At 67.9% G+C, this 17,170-nt stretch carries 15 protein-coding genes and 2 pseudogenes; 8 read left to right on the forward strand and 9 right to left on the reverse strand.

The window, feature by feature from the left end:
• Window positions 1-4: 4 nt before the first annotated feature.
• The 4 genes and pseudogenes from ACIQMV_RS24370 (at window position 5) to ACIQMV_RS24385 (ending at window position 5,178) form a co-directional block, all read left to right on the forward strand.
• Window positions 5-934: an N-acetylmuramoyl-L-alanine amidase gene (locus ACIQMV_RS24370; protein ID WP_402595485.1), complete on the forward strand. Its 930-nt coding sequence runs from the start codon at window positions 5-7 to the stop codon at window positions 932-934.
• Between the two features lie 853 nt (window positions 935-1,787).
• A complete protein-coding gene (locus tag ACIQMV_RS24375; RefSeq protein WP_402595487.1) occupies window positions 1,788-3,230 on the forward strand; it encodes a DUF4153 domain-containing protein in 1,443 nt (480 codons plus the stop codon).
• A gap of 253 nt (window positions 3,231-3,483) precedes the next feature.
• Window positions 3,484-3,723 (forward strand): annotated as a pseudogene (locus ACIQMV_RS24380) (hypothetical protein); the annotation flags it as partial.
• Between the two features lie 384 nt (window positions 3,724-4,107).
• Window positions 4,108-5,178, forward strand: coding sequence for a right-handed parallel beta-helix repeat-containing protein (locus ACIQMV_RS24385; protein WP_402595488.1), 1,071 nt, complete (start codon window positions 4,108-4,110; stop codon window positions 5,176-5,178).
• 324 nt (window positions 5,179-5,502) lie between these two features.
• On the opposite strand, the gene ACIQMV_RS24390 is transcribed toward ACIQMV_RS24385, so the two are convergent.
• Window positions 5,503-6,225 carry a DUF6461 domain-containing protein gene (locus ACIQMV_RS24390; protein WP_402595489.1) on the reverse strand — a complete coding sequence of 241 codons (723 nt, stop codon included), beginning with the start codon at window positions 6,223-6,225 and terminating at the stop codon, window positions 5,503-5,505.
• A gap of 658 nt (window positions 6,226-6,883) precedes the next feature.
• On the opposite strand from ACIQMV_RS24390, the gene ACIQMV_RS24395 reads away from it, so the two are divergent.
• The gene (locus ACIQMV_RS24395; protein ID WP_402595491.1) at window positions 6,884-8,614 is read left to right on the forward strand and encodes a PA14 domain-containing protein; all 1,731 of its coding nucleotides are present in this window, start codon (window positions 6,884-6,886) and stop codon (window positions 8,612-8,614) included.
• A gap of 257 nt (window positions 8,615-8,871) precedes the next feature.
• Here the strand turns inward: ACIQMV_RS24395 and ACIQMV_RS24400 are convergent, their stop codons facing one another.
• From ACIQMV_RS24400 to ACIQMV_RS24410, 3 genes are all read right to left on the reverse strand, one after another.
• The gene (locus ACIQMV_RS24400) at window positions 8,872-9,180 is read right to left on the reverse strand and encodes a hypothetical protein (protein ID WP_141360275.1); all 309 of its coding nucleotides are present in this window, start codon (window positions 9,178-9,180) and stop codon (window positions 8,872-8,874) included.
• Between the two features lie 280 nt (window positions 9,181-9,460).
• Window positions 9,461-9,685: a hypothetical protein gene (locus ACIQMV_RS24405; RefSeq protein WP_402595494.1), complete on the reverse strand. Its 225-nt coding sequence runs from the start codon at window positions 9,683-9,685 to the stop codon at window positions 9,461-9,463.
• A gap of 175 nt (window positions 9,686-9,860) precedes the next feature.
• Entirely contained in the window at window positions 9,861-10,151 is a 291-nt protein-coding gene (locus ACIQMV_RS24410; protein ID WP_141360277.1) for a putative quinol monooxygenase, read from the reverse strand.
• A gap of 183 nt (window positions 10,152-10,334) precedes the next feature.
• Here ACIQMV_RS24410 and ACIQMV_RS24415 point away from each other — a divergent pair.
• Window positions 10,335-10,478 (forward strand): annotated as a pseudogene (locus ACIQMV_RS24415) (polyphosphate kinase 2); the annotation flags it as partial.
• Window positions 10,479-10,964: 486 nt separating this feature from the next.
• A complete protein-coding gene (snpA, locus tag ACIQMV_RS24420) occupies window positions 10,965-11,729 on the forward strand; it encodes a snapalysin (protein WP_402595496.1) in 765 nt (254 codons plus the stop codon).
• 1,190 nt (window positions 11,730-12,919) lie between these two features.
• Here the strand turns inward: snpA and ACIQMV_RS24425 are convergent.
• The 5 genes from ACIQMV_RS24425 to ACIQMV_RS24445 form a co-directional block, all read right to left on the reverse strand.
• Window positions 12,920-13,324 carry a hypothetical protein gene (locus ACIQMV_RS24425; protein WP_402595498.1) on the reverse strand — a complete coding sequence of 135 codons (405 nt, stop codon included), beginning with the start codon at window positions 13,322-13,324 and terminating at the stop codon, window positions 12,920-12,922.
• A gap of 181 nt (window positions 13,325-13,505) precedes the next feature.
• Window positions 13,506-13,649 (reverse strand): DUF6233 domain-containing protein, encoded by a 144-nt coding sequence (locus ACIQMV_RS24430; protein WP_402595499.1) that lies wholly within the window; start codon window positions 13,647-13,649, stop codon window positions 13,506-13,508.
• A 24-nt stretch (window positions 13,650-13,673) separates the two neighbouring features.
• Window positions 13,674-13,859 (reverse strand): hypothetical protein, encoded by a 186-nt coding sequence (locus ACIQMV_RS24435; RefSeq protein ID WP_402595501.1) that lies wholly within the window; start codon window positions 13,857-13,859, stop codon window positions 13,674-13,676.
• 85 nt (window positions 13,860-13,944) lie between these two features.
• Window positions 13,945-14,175 carry a DUF397 domain-containing protein gene (locus tag ACIQMV_RS24440; RefSeq protein WP_308789469.1) on the reverse strand — a complete coding sequence of 77 codons (231 nt, stop codon included), beginning with the start codon at window positions 14,173-14,175 and terminating at the stop codon, window positions 13,945-13,947.
• A 464-nt stretch (window positions 14,176-14,639) separates the two neighbouring features.
• A complete protein-coding gene (locus ACIQMV_RS24445; protein WP_402595504.1) occupies window positions 14,640-16,190 on the reverse strand; it encodes an alpha/beta hydrolase in 1,551 nt (516 codons plus the stop codon).
• A 409-nt stretch (window positions 16,191-16,599) separates the two neighbouring features.
• Here ACIQMV_RS24445 and ACIQMV_RS24450 point away from each other — a divergent pair, with 409 nt between their 5' ends.
• Window positions 16,600-16,917 carry a helix-turn-helix domain-containing protein gene (locus tag ACIQMV_RS24450; RefSeq protein WP_402595506.1) on the forward strand — a complete coding sequence of 106 codons (318 nt, stop codon included), beginning with the start codon at window positions 16,600-16,602 and terminating at the stop codon, window positions 16,915-16,917.
• Window positions 16,918-17,170: the final 253 nt, after the last annotated feature.

Genomic DNA, 17,170 nt, shown 5'->3' on the forward strand with positions numbered 1-17,170 from the left:
GCCCGTGGCCAAGCCACTCACCGCTGCCCGGTTCCTCGCCGCCCTGAAGGCCGAGGGCGTGAGCGTCGTCGAGGTCGGCGACTGGAAGAACCACAACCGCAACAGCAAGGGCGCCTGGGGGCCCGTGCACGGCGTGATGATCCACCACACCGTCACCAAGGGCACCGCGAACACGGTGAAGATCGTGCGCGACGGGTACGCCGGACTGCCCGGCCCGCTCTGTCACGGCATGATCGCCAAGGACGGTCGCGTGCATGTGGTCGGCTGGGGCCGCGCCAACCACGCGGGGTTGGGAGACCCGGACGTCTTGTCCGCGGTCATGGCAGAGCGGCGGCCGCCCGTCGACGACGAGGCCACCGTCGACGGCAACCGGGCCTTCTACGGCTTCGAGTGCGAGAACCTCGGTGACAACAAGGACCCGTGGCCGACCGAGCAGATCGAGGCCATGGTCCGCGTGATAGCCGCGATCTGCCGGCAGCACGGGTGGGGCGCCCGGTCGGCGCTGCGGCACCTGGACTGGCAGCCCGGCAAGGTCGACCCGCGCGGGCCCGGCATGGACTGGGAGCAGATCCTCGACCGCGTCGCGAAGCGGCTCGACAGCAAGCCGCCCACCACCAAGCTGCCCGCCCCGGCCAAGCCGAAGGTGTCGCTGTCGAAGCTGATCGCCGCGGCGAAGCACGACCCGCAGGCCAAGGGGACGCCGGTCACCTATGCCGGGGTGAAGACCGTGGAAGCCGCTCTCGTCAACGAGGGCCTGCTCGCCAAGACCTACCTGGACGGCCACTACGGCACGGCCACCAAGGACGCCATGAGCGGCTGGCAGGAACGCTGCGGGTACCGCGGCCGCAAGCCCGGCGAGCCCGCCGACGGCATCCCCGGCAAGGACTCCCTCACCAAGCTCGCCAAGAAGCACGGCTTCACCGTCACCACCTGACGGAAGGACAGGCCGGCCATCGTGTCGGCCTCCGGGATCCCCGAGTCGCTGCCGTGGGCCGCCGGGTCGTCGGGTCGTCGGGTCGCCGGCCGTCGCCGGCGGCTTCGTTCGCGTGATGCCCGTCCCCGGCGTCCAGAGGCGAGAGGAGCCTTGACTGTGACCTGCGGCTTTCATGGCTGAGCCAGCCGGCCTGGATACGCCCGCCAGACACCGTGGTCGACCGCGGCTGACCCTCGTTTCCGGCACGGCTGTGGCACGTGGCCTCTTCGCCCCGAACTGTGGGCGGGACGGTCGCCGAGGCTGGCCCGGCTGATCGGACGCTCGCCGGCGGGTGATGTTGTCAGCTGCGGTCGCGGCGGTTGCTGTACTCGCTGCTGACGCGGCCCCGCAGGCACACGGCGGACCGCCGGATCCGCCATGCCTCGGGGCGCCGGGCGAGCGCGGACGTCCCCGTCGGTCCCGCTACCCTTGCGGGCACGCCGCCTGTCGATCATGGCGGCCGGCTTCGCAAGCGACACCGGTACCCGCCCGACGTACCCGAGTATGTGCGTTCCGGGGCCGGTTGGGAGGGGGTCCCATGACAGAGAAACCACCTGTGCCCGCCGAACCGCTGGAGCGGTTCCGGAAGTCGGGGCGATTACCGGCAGGAGAGGCCGCGGACACGGGAGGAACACGGCGGGCGGGAACACCACCGGAGGGCAGGTCGCGCGCGACGACGGACACGCGGCCCGGCGAAGCCGTCAGTGCCGGGCGCCCGCCGTACCTTCCGCCCACTCCGCCCAGCCTCCTGTACGCGGGCGCCTACCCCTACAAACCCTCGTTCCCCGACCTGCGCCGCGAACCGCCCTCCACCGTGAACACCGCCGTCCTCTGGGCGGCGCTCGCCACCGGCGTGCTCAGCATGGCGCTGCTCAACGACGGTGTGGGCGTCAATCTGTTCCTCGTCGCCCTGCCGGCCGCGGTCACCGCATACTTCGCCGCGCGCCAGGCAGGCCGGGTACAAGCCCGTCCCTGGACGCTCGCCTGGGGCATCGGAGGACTCACCCTCCTGCTGGTCCCGGCGGTCCGCGCCGCCCACTGGCCTTCCCTCCTCGCCGTGGCCACCGCCATCGGTCTCGCCTCGCTCGCCCTCCACGGCTCGCGGACGTGGCCCGGCGTCGTCCTCAGCCCCCTCGGCCTGGTCGATTCGCTGCCCAAGGGCGCACTCTGGGGCTGGCGCGGGGTGCGCAGCCGTGCCGGCAACGCCTCCGGCAACGTGGGCTCCGCGCTGCGCGCCCTCGCGGTGACGGCCGTGCTTCTCCTCGTCTTCGGCGCACTGTTCGCCGGGGCCGACGCGGCCTTCGCCGACCTGCTGAGCAGGCTGGTCCCGGACACGTCCGTCGGCGACGGCCCCTGGCGCCTGGTGCTGTTCGCCCTCGGGTTCTTCGGCGCCCTCGCGGCGGCACACACCGCCGCCGCCCCCCTGCGGTGGGACAGCTTCGAGACAAGCCCGGGCCGCGCCCGCGGCCGGGGCGAATGGGCGCTTCCCCTGCTCGTGCTGTGCGCACTGTTCGCCGTCTTCAACGCCATCCAGCTCGCCGTCCTCTTCGGCGGATACAAGGCTGTCCTGGACAAGACCGGTCAGACCTACTCCGAGTACGCGCGGCAGGGCTTCTGGCAACTCCTGCTCGCAACGCTCCTCACCCTCCTGGTCATCGTCTTCGCGCTGCGCTGGGCACCGCGCGGCGGGCCGGGTGACCGGAACCTGGTGCGGGGGGTTCTCGGCACCCTCTGCGCACTCACCCTGGTCGTGGTCGCTTCGGCGGTACGGCGCATGGACATGTACGTCGAGGCGTACGGGCTGACGCGGCTGCGGATCTCCGTCGTGACCGTGGAGCTGTGGCTCGGCCTGGTCCTTCTGCTGATCATGGCCGCCGGAGTCTGGGGCGCACGCTGGCTGCCCCGCGCCGTCGCCGCGTCGGCCGCTGCCGGGGCCCTCGCCTTCGGTCTGGCCTCTCCTGACGGGCTGATCGCCGAGAACAACGTGCGGCGGTACGAGAAGACCCACAAGTTCGACCTGGACTACGTGCGTGGTCTCTCGGCGGACGCGGTCCCGGCTCTGGACAGGCTGAGAGAGCCCATGCGCTCCTGCGTCCTCGGTCCCCTGTCGGAGGAGCTCGGTCCGGCAACGGCGTCCTGGTACGAGATCAGTTGGGGAGAGGTTCGCGCCCGGCGGATCCTCGAGGAACGGCCGCCGGCGACGACCGACCCGGGAGCCTGCAACAGCAGCGGGGAGAGCATCGAGTACTACCGCTGACCTGACGCCCCGTTCCGCCGGGGCGGGCGGCAGGCGGGCCGTGATCCGCGACGGCGGAGGAGACGCCCTCGCCCAGGGGATGCGGACTCCGCGCGACCTGGTGGCACACGTGGGGCACGGCTCAGAACATGACGAAGGGCCGGCCTGGGAGGAAAACCCTCCTGAGCCGGCCCTTCTGCCTGTGCCCCCGGCCTGTCTGTGCCCCCGCCGGGATTCGAACCTGCAGCACCCGCTTCAGGAGTTTTCCCTGGTCAGGCCCCGTGCGATGATCGCCGCCATCGCCATCGCCATCGCCATCGCCATCGCCATCGCCATCGCCATCGCCATCGCCGTGGCCGAGGACCTCCCCTTCTTCACCACCAACCCCGACGACTTCAAAGGGCTGGACGACCTCCTCACCGTCGTACCGGTCACCCGCCCGAAAGTCCCCACGACGGCTGATGCCAGGGCACGGGTCGGTGGGAACACAACGGACCTCGTGGTGCGAGCGTGACACGGACGCGATCACGCAGCGGGGCCGGTTCGGTGACCAGAACGCTGACTCGCCGGAGCAAGCGAGTGACCGCGCTCAACTCACCTCTTTCGAGAGTCGATGCCAGTGAAGGCAACTTGGCCCTTGATCCGTTTTCACCGAAGGGGAGCGTGAATGCGCAGAGCGATTTTCTCAGCGGCGAACGCCGTATGCCTTCTGCTCGGTCTGCTTACTCTGGCCACACCGCAAGCCGGCGCCCAAACTGGACCCCCTGCGGCAGCAGAGCACCAACGATCGGCACAGCAAAGGATCGCGTCCCCTCGCACCCGGCTTGCCGGGCACGCCCCCGCTTCCCTTCCGGCCAGGACACCAGCCCGGGTCACCAGCCGAGCGCTGAAGGTGACCGTGCGCACCTGCAACGCGAGTGACCTGATCGTGGCGATCAACGCGGTCAACGCGTCCGGCGGCACTGTGAACCTCCGTCGCGGCTGCACCTACACACTGACCAGCCCGGACAACGACAGCAACGCTCTGCCGGTCATCGTCAACACCGTCACTATCAATGGCAACGGTGACACCATCGAGCGCGCCGCAACCGCCCCGAAATTCCGTATCTTCGAGGTCGCCGCGCCCGCCGACTTCACCCTCAACAATCTGACCGTGCGCAACGGATACATCGGCAACCTCGGCGGCAGCGTAGGCGGCGGCATCCGGGTCGCCAGTGGCAGGTTGACCACCAACCACACCCGGATCACCGGCAGCATTGCCGACATCGCCGGCGGCGGGGTCTACCTGGACAACTCAAGCGTGGGCAGATTCAAGGCCACGGCCATCGACGGCAACATCGCAGCCGGGTTCGGCGGCGGCCTGTACCTGGAATCCAGCGCCACCGCGACGCTGACCAGCAGCTCGGTCAACGGCAACCGCACCACCGCCGGCGATGGCGGCGGCCTGTACCTGGAACCCAGCGCCACCGTGAAGCTGACCAGGTGCTCGGTCACCGGCAACACGTCCACCCTCGCCATCGGCGGTGGTATCGCGAACGAGGGTGGCGCGGTGATCGCGAACCGCACACGCATCACGAACAACACCGCCGTACAGGGGGGCGGAATCTTCAATACCGGCGGCACCGGCGTCACCCTGAACAGCAGCCCGGTCCTCGGCAACACCGCCAGCGGTTCCGGCGCCGTCGGGGGTGGCATCTACAGCGGTGGTCCGCTGAAGCTCAACAGCAGCCCGGTCGAGAACAACACCGCAACCGGGACCAACGCCCGTGGCGGTGGCATCTTCAACGGTGGGACCGCGACGCTTCGCAAGAGCCGGGTGGTCAGAAACCGTGCTCTTGGCACCGGGGCTCAGGGCGGTGGCATCTTCAACGCCGGCACCGTCACTCTCATCGCCAGCTCCGTCGCGGCGAACATCCCCAACCAGTGCGCACCACCCGGATCCATGCCAGGGTGCCTGCGGCGCGGGTGAGGTTGTGTGCGAGGGCGGCGAGGGTGAGCCAGGCGGCGTTCGCCTGGAAGTGCCCGGAGGGGGGCGAGCGCGCGGTCGGCGTCGGGCTCGTCGTGTTGGGACACATGTGAAAGCCCGCGCGCTGATCGGCTCGCTGCCTGCTGAGAGGCGACCGCCGTCACATGCTGCCGTCGAAACGGCCCGGGCCATGATCGGTCCGGGCCGTTTGTGCTGATGCGCTGGTGTACGCCCCCGTCCGGCGTCGTCGATGTCAGCCATGGATGTCACAGGCCTTCTGATCCGTAGCTCGATGGTTTGAAGGTGAGGTCTTCCCTCTCTCGTGTGTCAGAGCTGATCTCGTCGCAGCCGTACGTGTGTCCCCTCGCCGTGCGCGTCCGTGACGTCGATGGTGATGCCCTGCCACTCCTCGACGGGTTCCTCCGGGACTTCCCCCACCTGGTATTCGGCCTCCGCCAGTAGCTCCTCGGTCACCCGTACACCTGTGAGGCGCTCTGTCAGCGCCAGGACCGCTGCCTTCCTGTCGACATCGGGATCTTCGTCCCCCGACGGGTTGAGGCCGACCTCCAGCATCAGAGGGTTCAGCGCATCGGGAGTGCTGCCGGTCCTGTCTGCGGGCCACTCGAAAGTGGTCCGCAACTCGCCCTCTTCGTACCAGTGGAAGAAGTGCATGGGCTTCCCCCCGTTGCTCGAATGCGAGACAGCACGCGTCCCGGCGGAGAGTGCCTCCATGAGGCGCGGGCGCGTGCCCAGATCGCCTCCGAACTCCAGAGCGAGAGTCCAGTTCCCTCCCTCGCCCTGCGCGGTGAACGCTCCTGCGAGGAAGGCTTCGGGCCACTCCTCGTACCCGTCCAAGAACTCCTGCTGTGCTTCGATGAGTTCGTTGAGCCCCTGACACGCACCTCGCGGCTCGGCCCCCGCGATCCGGAACAACTCCGAAGGTGAGACGCCCCGCACCAGCGTCAGGGTGTAACCGACCTCCAATCCATGGGCGAACAGCGAGGACGAGGAACGTATCCAGCCGTAATCGGCTGCGGTGGCGGAAGTCATGCGGCGCATCCTGCCAGCGCCCGCTGACACCGGAGTGCGCTGTTCTGAACCGCTCAGGGGCGTGCTTCGGACAGGCACAAAGACGCCCACCGGACACCTTGTTGACCGCGGCTGACCCTCGTATCCGGCGCGGCTGGGGCACTCAGGGGCGGGCCGGCTGCCGCCCTCGTTCTCCGGGCCGACGTTCTCCGGCAGTCCCAACACGGAGGCCCGTACGTCCGGCCGGGTCTCCTGCTCCGCTGCTGCCTTGAAGAGTTCTTCCCTTGGACATCTGCTGCTTTGAAGAGTTCTTCCCGTAGACATCAGGCCCGGTTTCCATCTCCGGAAGCCGGGGTCTGACCCGGCATTTCTCTGTCGGGGCGGCGGGATGTGAACCCACGACCTCTTCGTCCCGAAGCGACCTGGGTGGGCACACGGCCTTGGACTGCTGTTCCTCTGACCTTCTGCGTTGGTCCGTGCGTGTCCACGCACCTTCTTGATCACCACACACCGGTCACCGCCGCGTACGCACGTGACGTGACGTGACGTGACGAGGGCGGAGCCGGTGCCCGACACGGCGAAGGGCCGGCCCTTACGACGAAGCGCGCCCTCCGTCGGTCTTCGCAGCGAACCGATCCGACTGATCGCAAGACTGGATCGAGACCAAGTAAAGGACCGTATGAGACCAGCAAGAAGCACCGTGGTGGCCACCGCCGTAGTGATGGCGGCCGTGGGTGGCCTGCTCACGGCCTCCGCCTCCGCCTCCGCCGCGACGAGCTGCACCTCCCCTGTCTTCAAGCGGGAGTTCTTCGCGAACACCGCCTTCTCGGGCACGCCCAAGAAGACGGACTGCGACAGCGCCATCAATGAGTCCTGGCCGGGCGCACCGGCCAAGGGGCTGCCCAAGGACAACTTCGGTGTGCGCTGGACCGTCACCCGTGACTTCGGCTCCGGGGGACCCTTCGCCTTCTCCGCCGAAGCCCGCGGCGGCATCCGCGTCCACCTCGACGGCGTCCGCAAGGTCAACCTGTGGAAGAAGGTTTCCAAGGCGCAGAAGCAGACCGTCAACGTCACCGTCCCCAAGGGCAAGCACACCCTGCGGATCGACTTCGTGAACTGGACCGGCCCGGCGAAGGCCGAGTTCACCTACACTCCGCGCACCGCGGCCGGCGTCGACAAGGTCAAGCCCCTCGCCCCCTCCAGCCCCGTCGTCACGTACGACAAGGCCACGGGCAAGGCAAAGATCACCTGGTCGAAGAACAAGGAGATGGATCTCGCCGGCTACCGCGTCTACCGGCGCCTTCAGGGCCAGTCCTTCCCTTCCAAGCCTCTCGCCACCACGGCCTCCACCTCGTACACCGACATTCCACCTGCCACCGGCAGTACGTACGACTACCAGGTCCGCGCCTACGACAAGGCGAGCAACGAGTCGCCGGGCAGCGCCGTCAAGAGCGTCGCCACCGTCGACAAGACCCCGCCCGCGCGTGTGGCGGCGACAGTCGCCATGGGAACCGACCGCACCCGGGAAAGCTATGTCGTCAGCTGGAAACCCGTTGCTGATGCCTCCCTCTACCGGGTACTTCATCACCTGTTCGTAGACGGACACTGGGAGCCGTGGTCTGAAGTCGCCACAACGACCGGCACCTCGGTCACCGACTACGTACCTGCCACGGGCGCCCCCGTGTGGTACCGCGTCGAGGCCTATGACGCCGCCGGAAACGTCGCACCCGCCCAAACCGGCGACGAGGTCACCATCAACGCCTTCTGGGAGGCCCGGGCAACCGATGTCACCGTCTCCTACCAGGGCGACAATCACGCGCTCCTGCAGTGGACCCTGTCCAAGGACACCTTCGCTCTCTGGTGGGACGAAGTCCGCCTTCTGCGCAGCGTCGGCACCCCGTCGCTCGAGGAGACGACGCCACCGCAGTACTGCACCAGCCTCAAGTACGTCGCTGAAGGTGATCGCTTCCGCTTCCGCTGTATCGCCGCGGTTACTCCAGGGGAGACGAACTTCTTCGCCGTGGAGCCGTACCACAGCAAATCCCTGCGGGCGCTGCCCAGCGCCATCGTCTCCGTGGTCGTTCCGGCCGCCCCAATGCCTGCCACCGATTTCACTGGTGTCACGGACGGCCAACGTGTGGACTTCAGCTGGACTGCGAGCGCTTCTGGCGACGTTGACCACTACGAGCTGCTCAGCGGCGTCTGGCACCCGGCCACCTCACCCAACGAGGAAGGGTGGTTCTACACCTATTTGACCGTCAATATTCCGGGCGATACCACGAGCATCAGGTGGCGGTACCTGCTCACGCAGGAGACAGACTTCGTGCTCATCGCCGTCGCAAAGGACGGCACCAAATTGTCGGCGAGCCAGTCGCCGCGGCTACGGATGTCAGCACCGACCGCCGGCTAGTTGGTCTGAACATCGCAAGGGCCCAGGTCGTGGATCACGCCAGTGACCTGGGCCCTGACCATTGGAGCGGGTGGCGGGAAGAGCGTGCTGGTTCGCCGAGAAGAGGTCCCGCATTCCGTGCAGCCACTGGTTTCAACGACACCCCGGATCACGCCCCCGACTCGTCGGAGCCGTCTGCGGCACACCGCGAGCGGTCGCAAGGGCGGCACCACCGTGAACATCCGCCGGGCCGTGATCAAGCCCAACCACCCCCACAGCTAAGGCGTGCCGCTGCCCTGCCGATCACCGCCCGCGAGCTGGCTCACCGCCATCACGATGAAGCCGATCAGCATAAGCACGATGCCGGCCTCCCACTCCCGGACGCCCGGCCAGCTGATCACCAGCCCGAAGACCACCTGCCAGCAGAGGGCGAAGGCAACCACCAACTGACCCCAGCCGTAGAGGCGGACGTGGCGAACCGAACGCCGGTTCCAGGGGAGCACCCAGCCACGGGTGATCGCCGCTACGCCCGAGGCAGCGAAGAGCAACGCCACCAGAACAGAAGGTATGACGAGATAGCGGCTCATGTCCCTCCCTGGGCGCCGGGCCCACGCCGGGCGTCTCCGTGATCATGACACCTGCCGGGACGCCTCGTCCACGCGCAGCACCTTCCACGGCTGACCTTCAACGACTCTCCCTCATCTGTGATCCTGTCGACACCGACCGCGTCACCACCGTGCTCGGCGGCGCGTTCGCCACCGGTGCCGCCCGCACGTATCCCACCCGCGATGGCGGGCGCACCCGCCTGTACGTCACCGGCAGGCGGCCGGCAGACGGCGCTGGGGCTCCCAGATGCCGGGCTGAGGTCTATGGACGCCTGCTGAATCCCTTGCCGTCATAGAAGGAGTCGCCGGGCCTCCTGCTGAATCCTTTGCCGTCGTAGAAGGATTCGCCGGGCCTCCTGCTGAAACCCTTGCTGTCAGTGAAGGCTTCGCCGGGCTTCCTGCTGAAACCGGCATAATCGTCGAATTTCTCTCCGGGCCTCCTCATGTGGCCATTGCCGTCGTAATAACTCTCACTCGTGGAGTACACGGTCCTCCTCAGGCGGGAATTTTGTGCGTAAGCGGAACCGCGCTGCCAAACCAGTGCTCGTGCCAGGCCAACGCGATTCCGTGGCACTCGTTGACCTGAGCATGGTAGAGATCAACTGCAAGCCTGCGGGGGCGAGACGGACAGACAGATGCGCCCTATCTCGTGATCACCAGCCTCAGAGTCGTACGGGTGCGCTCGGGTGCACCTCACGCTTGATGCGCGGCATGATCTCGGGCAGGTAGATCTTCTGGATGGCTTCTCCGGCATCGTGGGCTTCCCAGTGGCCCCGGCTTGCCCAGCGCTCGACCAGCACGAACCGGGCGGGATCCTCGTGCGAGTGGTATGCCTCCCAGCTGACACAGCCATCCTCGGTGAGGCACAGCGGACGCATTCGAGCCAGCGCGTCAGCGACCGGCGTGACGTCTTCGGCCTTGGGAACGTGCACGATGACGATGAGGTCGAACATCACTACTCCTTGATGCAGGCCGGCTGCGCGGCGGACAGCGTACAGCGGAGGTCGGCGGAGTCCTCATGATCCAGTCAGGCGCCGCCGCGCTCGGATCCTGGAGCACTCGGACGTCAGCCCGACTCCTGCCTACGACCGGGCGCGCACCTCGTTCGCGTGGCCGACGACAGCCCGGCCCGCATGGTCCCGGAGCCACTGGGTGCGGCGGACACGCTGCTGGAGGCGGGCGAGGAACCGACCGACCTCTCCTCCACGCCGCTCGCCGGGCTGCACGGGGGGCCCGGCTTCCATCCTGATCAGGACGGAGCGGCGGAGGCTCAGCGGTGAGGGATGCCGCCCAGCGCCGAGGGTGACTCCCTTGGGGGCGACTCGGGGTCGGTGGAGCGCGAAAGAAACGGAAGCCCATCTTCTATGACGTCGGTCACATCGCTCCACCAATCAACCGGCATGCTTAGTAGACGTGGCATGCCGGGCATCTGAGCATTTGTCCGTCTTGGTACGGATGTGGACCCCGCCGCGCGTCCCGGTATTCCGCCCGGCCGGCCCGTACGCCCGTTGGCCCGTGCTGTAAGGCTTCTGACGCCGCGACAGCTTCTTCTCCTGCCGCCATGCGCGGACCGGAGACCCGTGCACTGCCCTGGCGAGGCCCCGGGACCTACGAGGCGACGTAGTGGCGGGACCCTTTGCGCTCCCTGTCGCGCCGTTCTAAGAATGACGACCCACAGGACGTCGCCGCAGTTCGGAACCGGTGTTCACGCAGAGTCGACCGCGCACCGGGCGCTCGGCGTCACCGAGTGAGTAGGAGCCCCCCACATGAAGTCGTCCCGAACGTCCGCGAGACTCCTCGCCCTCGCTCTCGGCCTGGGTCTGGCCTCCGGCGCGCTGGGCGCGGCGGTGCCGGCGAGCGCCCAGACGGCCGCCACCCCCTCCGCTGCCGCCGGTACCTCCGTGTCACGGTACGCCGGGTCGGTTGAGGAGGCCGCGAACAACAAGGCGTTCTTCGAGGCCGTGCTCAAGTCCGTCGCCGAGAAGCGCGCCGCCCAGCCGAACGCGCAGGCGGTGACTGTCTATTACAACGCCTCCCGGGCGCCGAGCTTCCGTTCGCAGATATCGAGCGCGGCCTCGATCTGGAACAGCTCCGAGTCCAACGTCAAGCTCCAGGAGGCGTCGAGCGGTGCCGACTTCTCCTACTACGAGGGCAACGACCCGCGCGGGTCCTACGCCTCCACCAACGGCCACGGAAGTGGCTACGTCTTCCTCGACTACGCCCAGAACCAGCAGTACGACTCGGTCCGCGTCGTCACCCACGAGACCGGGCACGTGCTGGGCCTGCCGGACGACTACAGCGGGCCGTGCAGTGAGCTGATGTCGGGCGGCTACGCCGGCCCGTCCTGCACCAACCGCTACCCGAACGCCGCCGAGCGCTCGCGTGTCGACCAGCTGTGGGCCACCGGACTCGCGCAGGCCCCGGACACGGTGACCGGGCCCGCTGACCACGTGAGCGCTGCACCGCCGGTACGGCCCGTGATGCCGAGCCGCGGTCCATGGCATCGGCTCCACGGCACGTCCTGGAGGTGATTGCGTTCCCAAGCGGGAAGCGGGAAGCGGCTCGCTGTCGAGGACGGCTTCAGCCCATGCTCAAGACGGTCGTCCGAGCACTCGTGCAGGCCGGCCGACAGACGCTGGTGCTTCGTATGGCTGTCCTGGGAAGGCGGAGCCGGGAGGCGAAGCCAACCGCCCACTGGTGGTGACCTTGAGCGTGGCCAACAGGGCCGGGCCGGTCGCCAACACTGCCGGCCCGGCCACGATGAGCAGAAGCCGCCTCTGTCGCCACCCACCCGCGCCCATAGCACCCCCAGAGCTGGGTAGCGGGCCGATGCTCGCTTGCGCGGAGACGGAGGTGAGGACCGCGGAGACGGATGTGAGGACAGAGATGCCGCCTCATCTCTGTGCTTCAGTGGCGCCAGTCCCAGCCCCGTGACGGTTGGGCGCGAGCCGGCCGGCTTCCTCGCCGCTCCGCGGCTGACCCTCGTATCCGGCACGGCTGTGGCACGCGATCTCTCCGTCCCGAAGCAATGCGGGCGACTCCGTGACCTGCGAAAGGACCACCCGTGACTGCCCGGACGGTCCCAGAGGCTTTGCGGACCGGCAGATATGGCTGTGCGGAGCAGATATGGGCTACGTCGACGTGTGACGCTCAGCCGGTCGTGCTTGAAGACGATCCGTCGGAGCAGTGGTCGTATGCGGACTTCATCGAGGGATACGACGCGCTCAGGGCTATCCGACTACCCGGGGCGTCAACTGCACAGACGTATCCCCATGGGCCTGAGGCCGGCTTGATCCGCAGTAGCACTTCGTAGGAAGAAATCTGCACATAACGGTCGCCCCTCGCTGCGACGACTCCCAGACTGTGCTGTTCTGCGCACGCGTTGTCCCCATCGCCAGCACACCAGAAGACGTGCACGGCGTTGGACGTGTCATTCGTCAGTGCGATCGGGGCGACGTTCTCGGGGTCGGTCGGATCCGGGTTGCAGCCGGCGATGCAGGGGGCCGCCAAAGCAAGGAGGACCGCGGTCACGCAACGAGGGACACGGTTAATCAGAATTCACGGGCCCCTTCGAAGGTTGTCACGCGAAGCCGCACCGTATCGCAAGACCTCCGGTCAAAGGTACTGAGCTTGGGAAGCTACGTTCATGTGCGGCCGGACGCGACGTGGCCCCCGCCGAACTCCTCGGCGGGGGCCACGCACCGCACAACCCGATGTCAGGTCAGTGCCGACTGACCTTGGAGATACGGCACTTCAGCCCATCGGGTGCCTTGGTGAGACCCCCGGCCTTCTCGTTGGCCTTCTGGCCCGCCGCCAGGTTGTTCACCATCGCCACGCCCTCGCTGGAGCGCGTGCCGGAGCCGTCGACGAACTCGACCTGCACGATGTACGAGCGGCTACGCGAGTCGTGATTCTCGATGGCCAGCTCGGCCTGCGGGAAGCCGGCGAGATTGTCGGTCGACGAACACTTCGTGATCTTGACGTCGTCCTCGGGCTTGTCCACCCCGGCCGGCTTCGACTCCGCCTTGGTGTCGCCACTGCCCCCCGAGCTGGTGCCGGTGCTGGTGCAGCCCGTCAGTACAGCCGCAGCAGCGGCCACCGCCGCCGGCCAGATACGCGTACGCATGTGGTGAGTGCCTCCCCCTGATGAACCTACGGACCGCAGAACGTAGCGACCCGAACCCGGTCGGTAAACCCCGAACTCGGTCGATAAACCCCGAACCCGGTGGTAGGCACCCCGACGAGACAGCCGACGACAGCCTGACCGACGCCTGATCAAAATGCGCCGGGCCGGAAACCCGTCGCCGCTACTCCAGGAAGCCGAGCAGCGTGTCCGGACGGCACTGTGCGCACGCCCGTATCTGCTGCCGCAGCGCCTCCAGGGCCTGCGGCCGGCTCACCGGTACGCACCGTCCGCTCTCGCGGATCGTCCAGCAGACCCCGGCAGGCACGGCGACCACGTTCCGGCGGTTCAGTCAGTGCTCGACCAGCCACTCCGGTGGCGTCGTCCAGGACTCCTCGCCGCGCCGCCGCTCAGCCGCCTGGCGCTCAGCCTTCGCGATCCACCGGTCCAGCTGCTCCCGACTCGCCCGCCCCTGCTGCGCCGCCACACGCCGCGCGAACTGCGGCAGCTCCCAACGGGAAGGCACAGCGTCGCTCACGTGTTCGATATTCACGCGGGAGGTGGCGACCCCAGAAGTCACCGGACACGCCAACAGAGTCAGTAGCCCCCAGCTTTGAAGGCCTCTAGCCGAATTCGCCGTCACGCACGCCCCGTTGGAACGCCGCCCACTCCTCTGCGGTGAATCGCAGCGGCGGCAGTTCCCTGTTGTTTGAATCGCGGACCGCAACCGCTCCGTCGCCGAGGTCTGCGACCTCCACACACGTCTTTGTCCACCTGTTGGTGTAGCTGCTCCTGGCCCAGTGCACAGCAGTCAGGTCCATTGCGTACAGCTCAACCTTTGCTGCGTCCATCATTGGATCTCCTGTCGATATCGAATCGGACGTTCTCTTTTCAGCATCACCCTGATCGCCCAGATGTGCACCGGAAGCGGCAGCAAACCGACAAAACGCCGCCAGTCCGAAGGTGTCTCTCGACCGCCCGCTTCCTGCGAGGCCGGGACAGCCTCGGGACCGGAGACCACGGATGCGCGGTGGTCAGCCGCACCTTCGTGAAGGCGCTCGTCGTGTTCGTGGGCCTGCAAGCGAAGACCACAGCGGGAAGCATCGTGGCTGGCGGCCTGGGGGCCGCCTCTGCGGCGCTATGGCGGCCTGCGCGTTCCGGAACGACCTGCGTGCCTGACTCGTCGCGATCTCGTGATACAGGACATTTCAGCGAGAAAGCAGGCTCTATGTGGATCGGTCGGTGAGCGGTATACCGGTCGCGCTACAGCTTTGCGAAGAGGCTGCCGGACGGGGGAGACTCGCTTTCTGCTCCTGCGTCAGGTGCAGACGGTGCCCACGGGTGGGAGCCGACCGTTCAGCAGGTAGCGGTCGATGGCGGTGTCGACGCAGGTGCTGCCATGCAAGAACGCCGTGTGGCCGTCGCCGTTCCTGGTGAGGAGGCGGCCCGAGGAGAGCTGGCGGGCGAGCGCCTGGGACCAGACGTAGGGCGTGGCCGGGTCGCGGGTGGTGCCGACGACCAGGATCGGCGGGATGCCGGGTGCGGTGATGCGATGCGAGGGCTGGGTCGGCCCGACCGGCCAGTGCGCACACATCTGGAGGAAAGTGGAGTCGAGCGCCCCGAACTGGGGTGAGACACGGACGAACTCGGGGAGTGCCGCCTCAGCCTGCGCGGGGGTGAACCGCGGGCCGAGCGGGGCGCTGAGGCAGCTGACCGCCGTAATATCCAAGTCGCCGACGGCGGAGTGCTTTTGGTCCCCGGTGGAGAGCTTCCGCAGCCCGGTGGTGTCGCGGTGGGTCACCTCGCTCAGCAACACGCGCAGGTCCTCCCACGCGGGCAACCGCAGCGCTATCGCCACAACAGCAAGGAGGAATTGCCCTGTGATGGTGACGTCCTTGCCTGGCAGGAGCGGGTTCCGGTCGAGTGCGGCCGCCAGGGAGTCGAGGGTGCGGTTGGCTTCCTCGACAGAGTGGCCGACGGGGCAGTCGGTGCGGGTGGCGCAGTCGGCGGCGAAGGACTCCCAGGCGACCTGGTATCCGTGCGCGGAGTCCAGGAAGCGGTGGTAGCCGTCGATGGAGGGGTCTACGGCTCCGTCCAGGACCATGCGGCCCACACGGGAGGGGAAGAGTTCGGCATAGGTGGTCCCGAGGTAGGTGCCGTAGGAGAGGCCGAGGAAGTGCAGCCGTTCGTCTCCGACGAGGGCGCGCATGAGGTCCAAGTCCCGTGCTGCCTCCAGGGTGCCGACGTGGGGCAGTAGCCGCCCGGAGTGCAGTCGGCACGCAGCGGCGATCTTTTCGTTCACCGCGTCCACGCCCTCGAAGTCCGGTTTCCCGGCGGTGGTGATCGCACCAGCATGGGGGAGGGCCATGGCCGTGTCGGTGTTGCAGTCCACCGGGGTGCTGTCGCCGACCCCACGCGGGTCGACCGCGACCAGGTCATAGGCGGCGCGCACCGATGGCGAGAAGGCATCAGCGGCGGACCACAGTCCGGTGATGGCAGGGAAGCCTGGACCACCGGGGTTGTACAGCAGGGAGCCGATCCGTTTCGCGCCGGTCCCGGTGGCCCGTTTGCGGGTGGCCGCCAGCGTGATGTCGCCCGCGTCGGGGTGGGCGTAGTCCAGCGGCGCCTTCAGAGTCGTGCACTGGAAGGCCGGTTTGTCCGGGCAGGGTTTCCAGTCCAGTTGCTGCTGGTAATAGCGCAGCAGACCTGCCGGGACGGTGGCCTCCGTTCCGGCGGGGATGTGTGCCGCGTTCAGCAGCAGGTGGGTGGCCGTGCACGAGGTCAGCAGCAGCCCGCAGGCGCTCAGCACCGCAAGCGCGCCGCGGAGCCTGCGCCGGGGTATTCGGTCACTGGTCGGGGCAGCGTTCATCGCCAGCCTCGCTTCTGCCCGCGCGGGACACGGGACTTGTGGGGATCGAGGGTGGGGTCGCGATCGTCGGCCCTCGCGCCGGGACCCGTCCTCGAGTAGCGCTCTCGCCGATCCGCTTTGCGATGTGTAACCAATGCACCACAGATCGTGTTCGCGTGACCGTTCGACTGAGCCGAATGTGTGAACCGTGCTGCTCCACGTTTCATACGAGGCCCCGTCATGAGTTCCCGCGGCCATAGGCGGGGTCACAGGTGAGGGAACCCTCTCTGACCTGCTCTTTTCGCGACGACTCCGATATGTAGCCTTTGCGGTGCCGAGATCCGTGTCTACCCGACCAACTACGACCGCTGGGTGAGTCTGGAGATCTTTAACGGTGCGGGTTACGTCGGGTCGTGACGGCTCCCGTGGGATGCGCTATGCCGGGAAGGTGAGGTATCCCGATGGCGGTGGGCTGACGGCCGAGGAGCGGGCTCGGCGTGAGCAAGTGCGTTTCGAAGCCGCTGATCTGATCGAGGCCGGGGCCAGTGACCGGGAGGTGGCCCGGCGGTTCAGGGTGACCCGGATGTCGGCGAACCGGTGGCGGCGTGCGTTGGCTTCGGGCGGTCGGCAGGCTTTGGCCTCCAAGGGTCCCGGCGGGGCGCGCGGGAGGGCGACCTGGAACAGGCGCTCGTCATGGGCGCGCGCGCCCTCGAAGGCGAGCGCCAGTCCGTCCCTTCGCTCATCATGACGGGCCGCGAGCTGGCAGCCGAGATGAGGAGTCCCCACCCGCCACGTGCTTCCGGGCCGACCTGGACCTGGCGTGCCCGACGGGTCGGCACGGTCCCTGCGGCTCTCCCGGCTGCGCTCGCGCGGGAGCGGCCCCGCAGCGCGTGGCTGCGGGGCCGCCTAGGGCCTGTTCTGAGTTGAGATCACAGGATCGGTCATTCCCGCTTCAGGAAGGTGCTGGCTGCGGTAGACCGGTCGCGTGACTCGTGGTGATC

This window comes from Streptomyces sp. NPDC091412 (assembly GCF_044756885.1).
Classification (GTDB): Bacteria; Actinomycetota; Actinomycetes; order Streptomycetales; family Streptomycetaceae; genus Streptomyces.

Coding starts and splice junctions, on each gene's coding strand:
- ACIQMV_RS24425 (WP_402595498.1), bottom strand. CDS start 13,324: ATGCGTACGCGTATCTGGCCGGCGGCGGTGGCCGCTGCTGCGGCTGTA.
- ACIQMV_RS24395 (WP_402595491.1), top strand. CDS start 6,884: ATGAGACCAGCAAGAAGCACCGTGGTGGCCACCGCCGTAGTGATGGCG.
- snpA (WP_402595496.1), top strand. CDS start 10,965: ATGAAGTCGTCCCGAACGTCCGCGAGACTCCTCGCCCTCGCTCTCGGC.
- ACIQMV_RS24450 (WP_402595506.1), top strand. CDS start 16,600: ATGCGCTATGCCGGGAAGGTGAGGTATCCCGATGGCGGTGGGCTGACG.
- ACIQMV_RS24400 (WP_141360275.1), bottom strand. CDS start 9,180: ATGAGCCGCTATCTCGTCATACCTTCTGTTCTGGTGGCGTTGCTCTTC.
- ACIQMV_RS24445 (WP_402595504.1), bottom strand. CDS start 16,190: ATGAACGCTGCCCCGACCAGTGACCGAATACCCCGGCGCAGGCTCCGC.
- ACIQMV_RS24410 (WP_141360277.1), bottom strand. CDS start 10,151: ATGTTCGACCTCATCGTCATCGTGCACGTTCCCAAGGCCGAAGACGTC.
- ACIQMV_RS24440 (WP_308789469.1), bottom strand. CDS start 14,175: ATGATGGACGCAGCAAAGGTTGAGCTGTACGCAATGGACCTGACTGCT.
- ACIQMV_RS24390 (WP_402595489.1), bottom strand. CDS start 6,225: ATGACTTCCGCCACCGCAGCCGATTACGGCTGGATACGTTCCTCGTCC.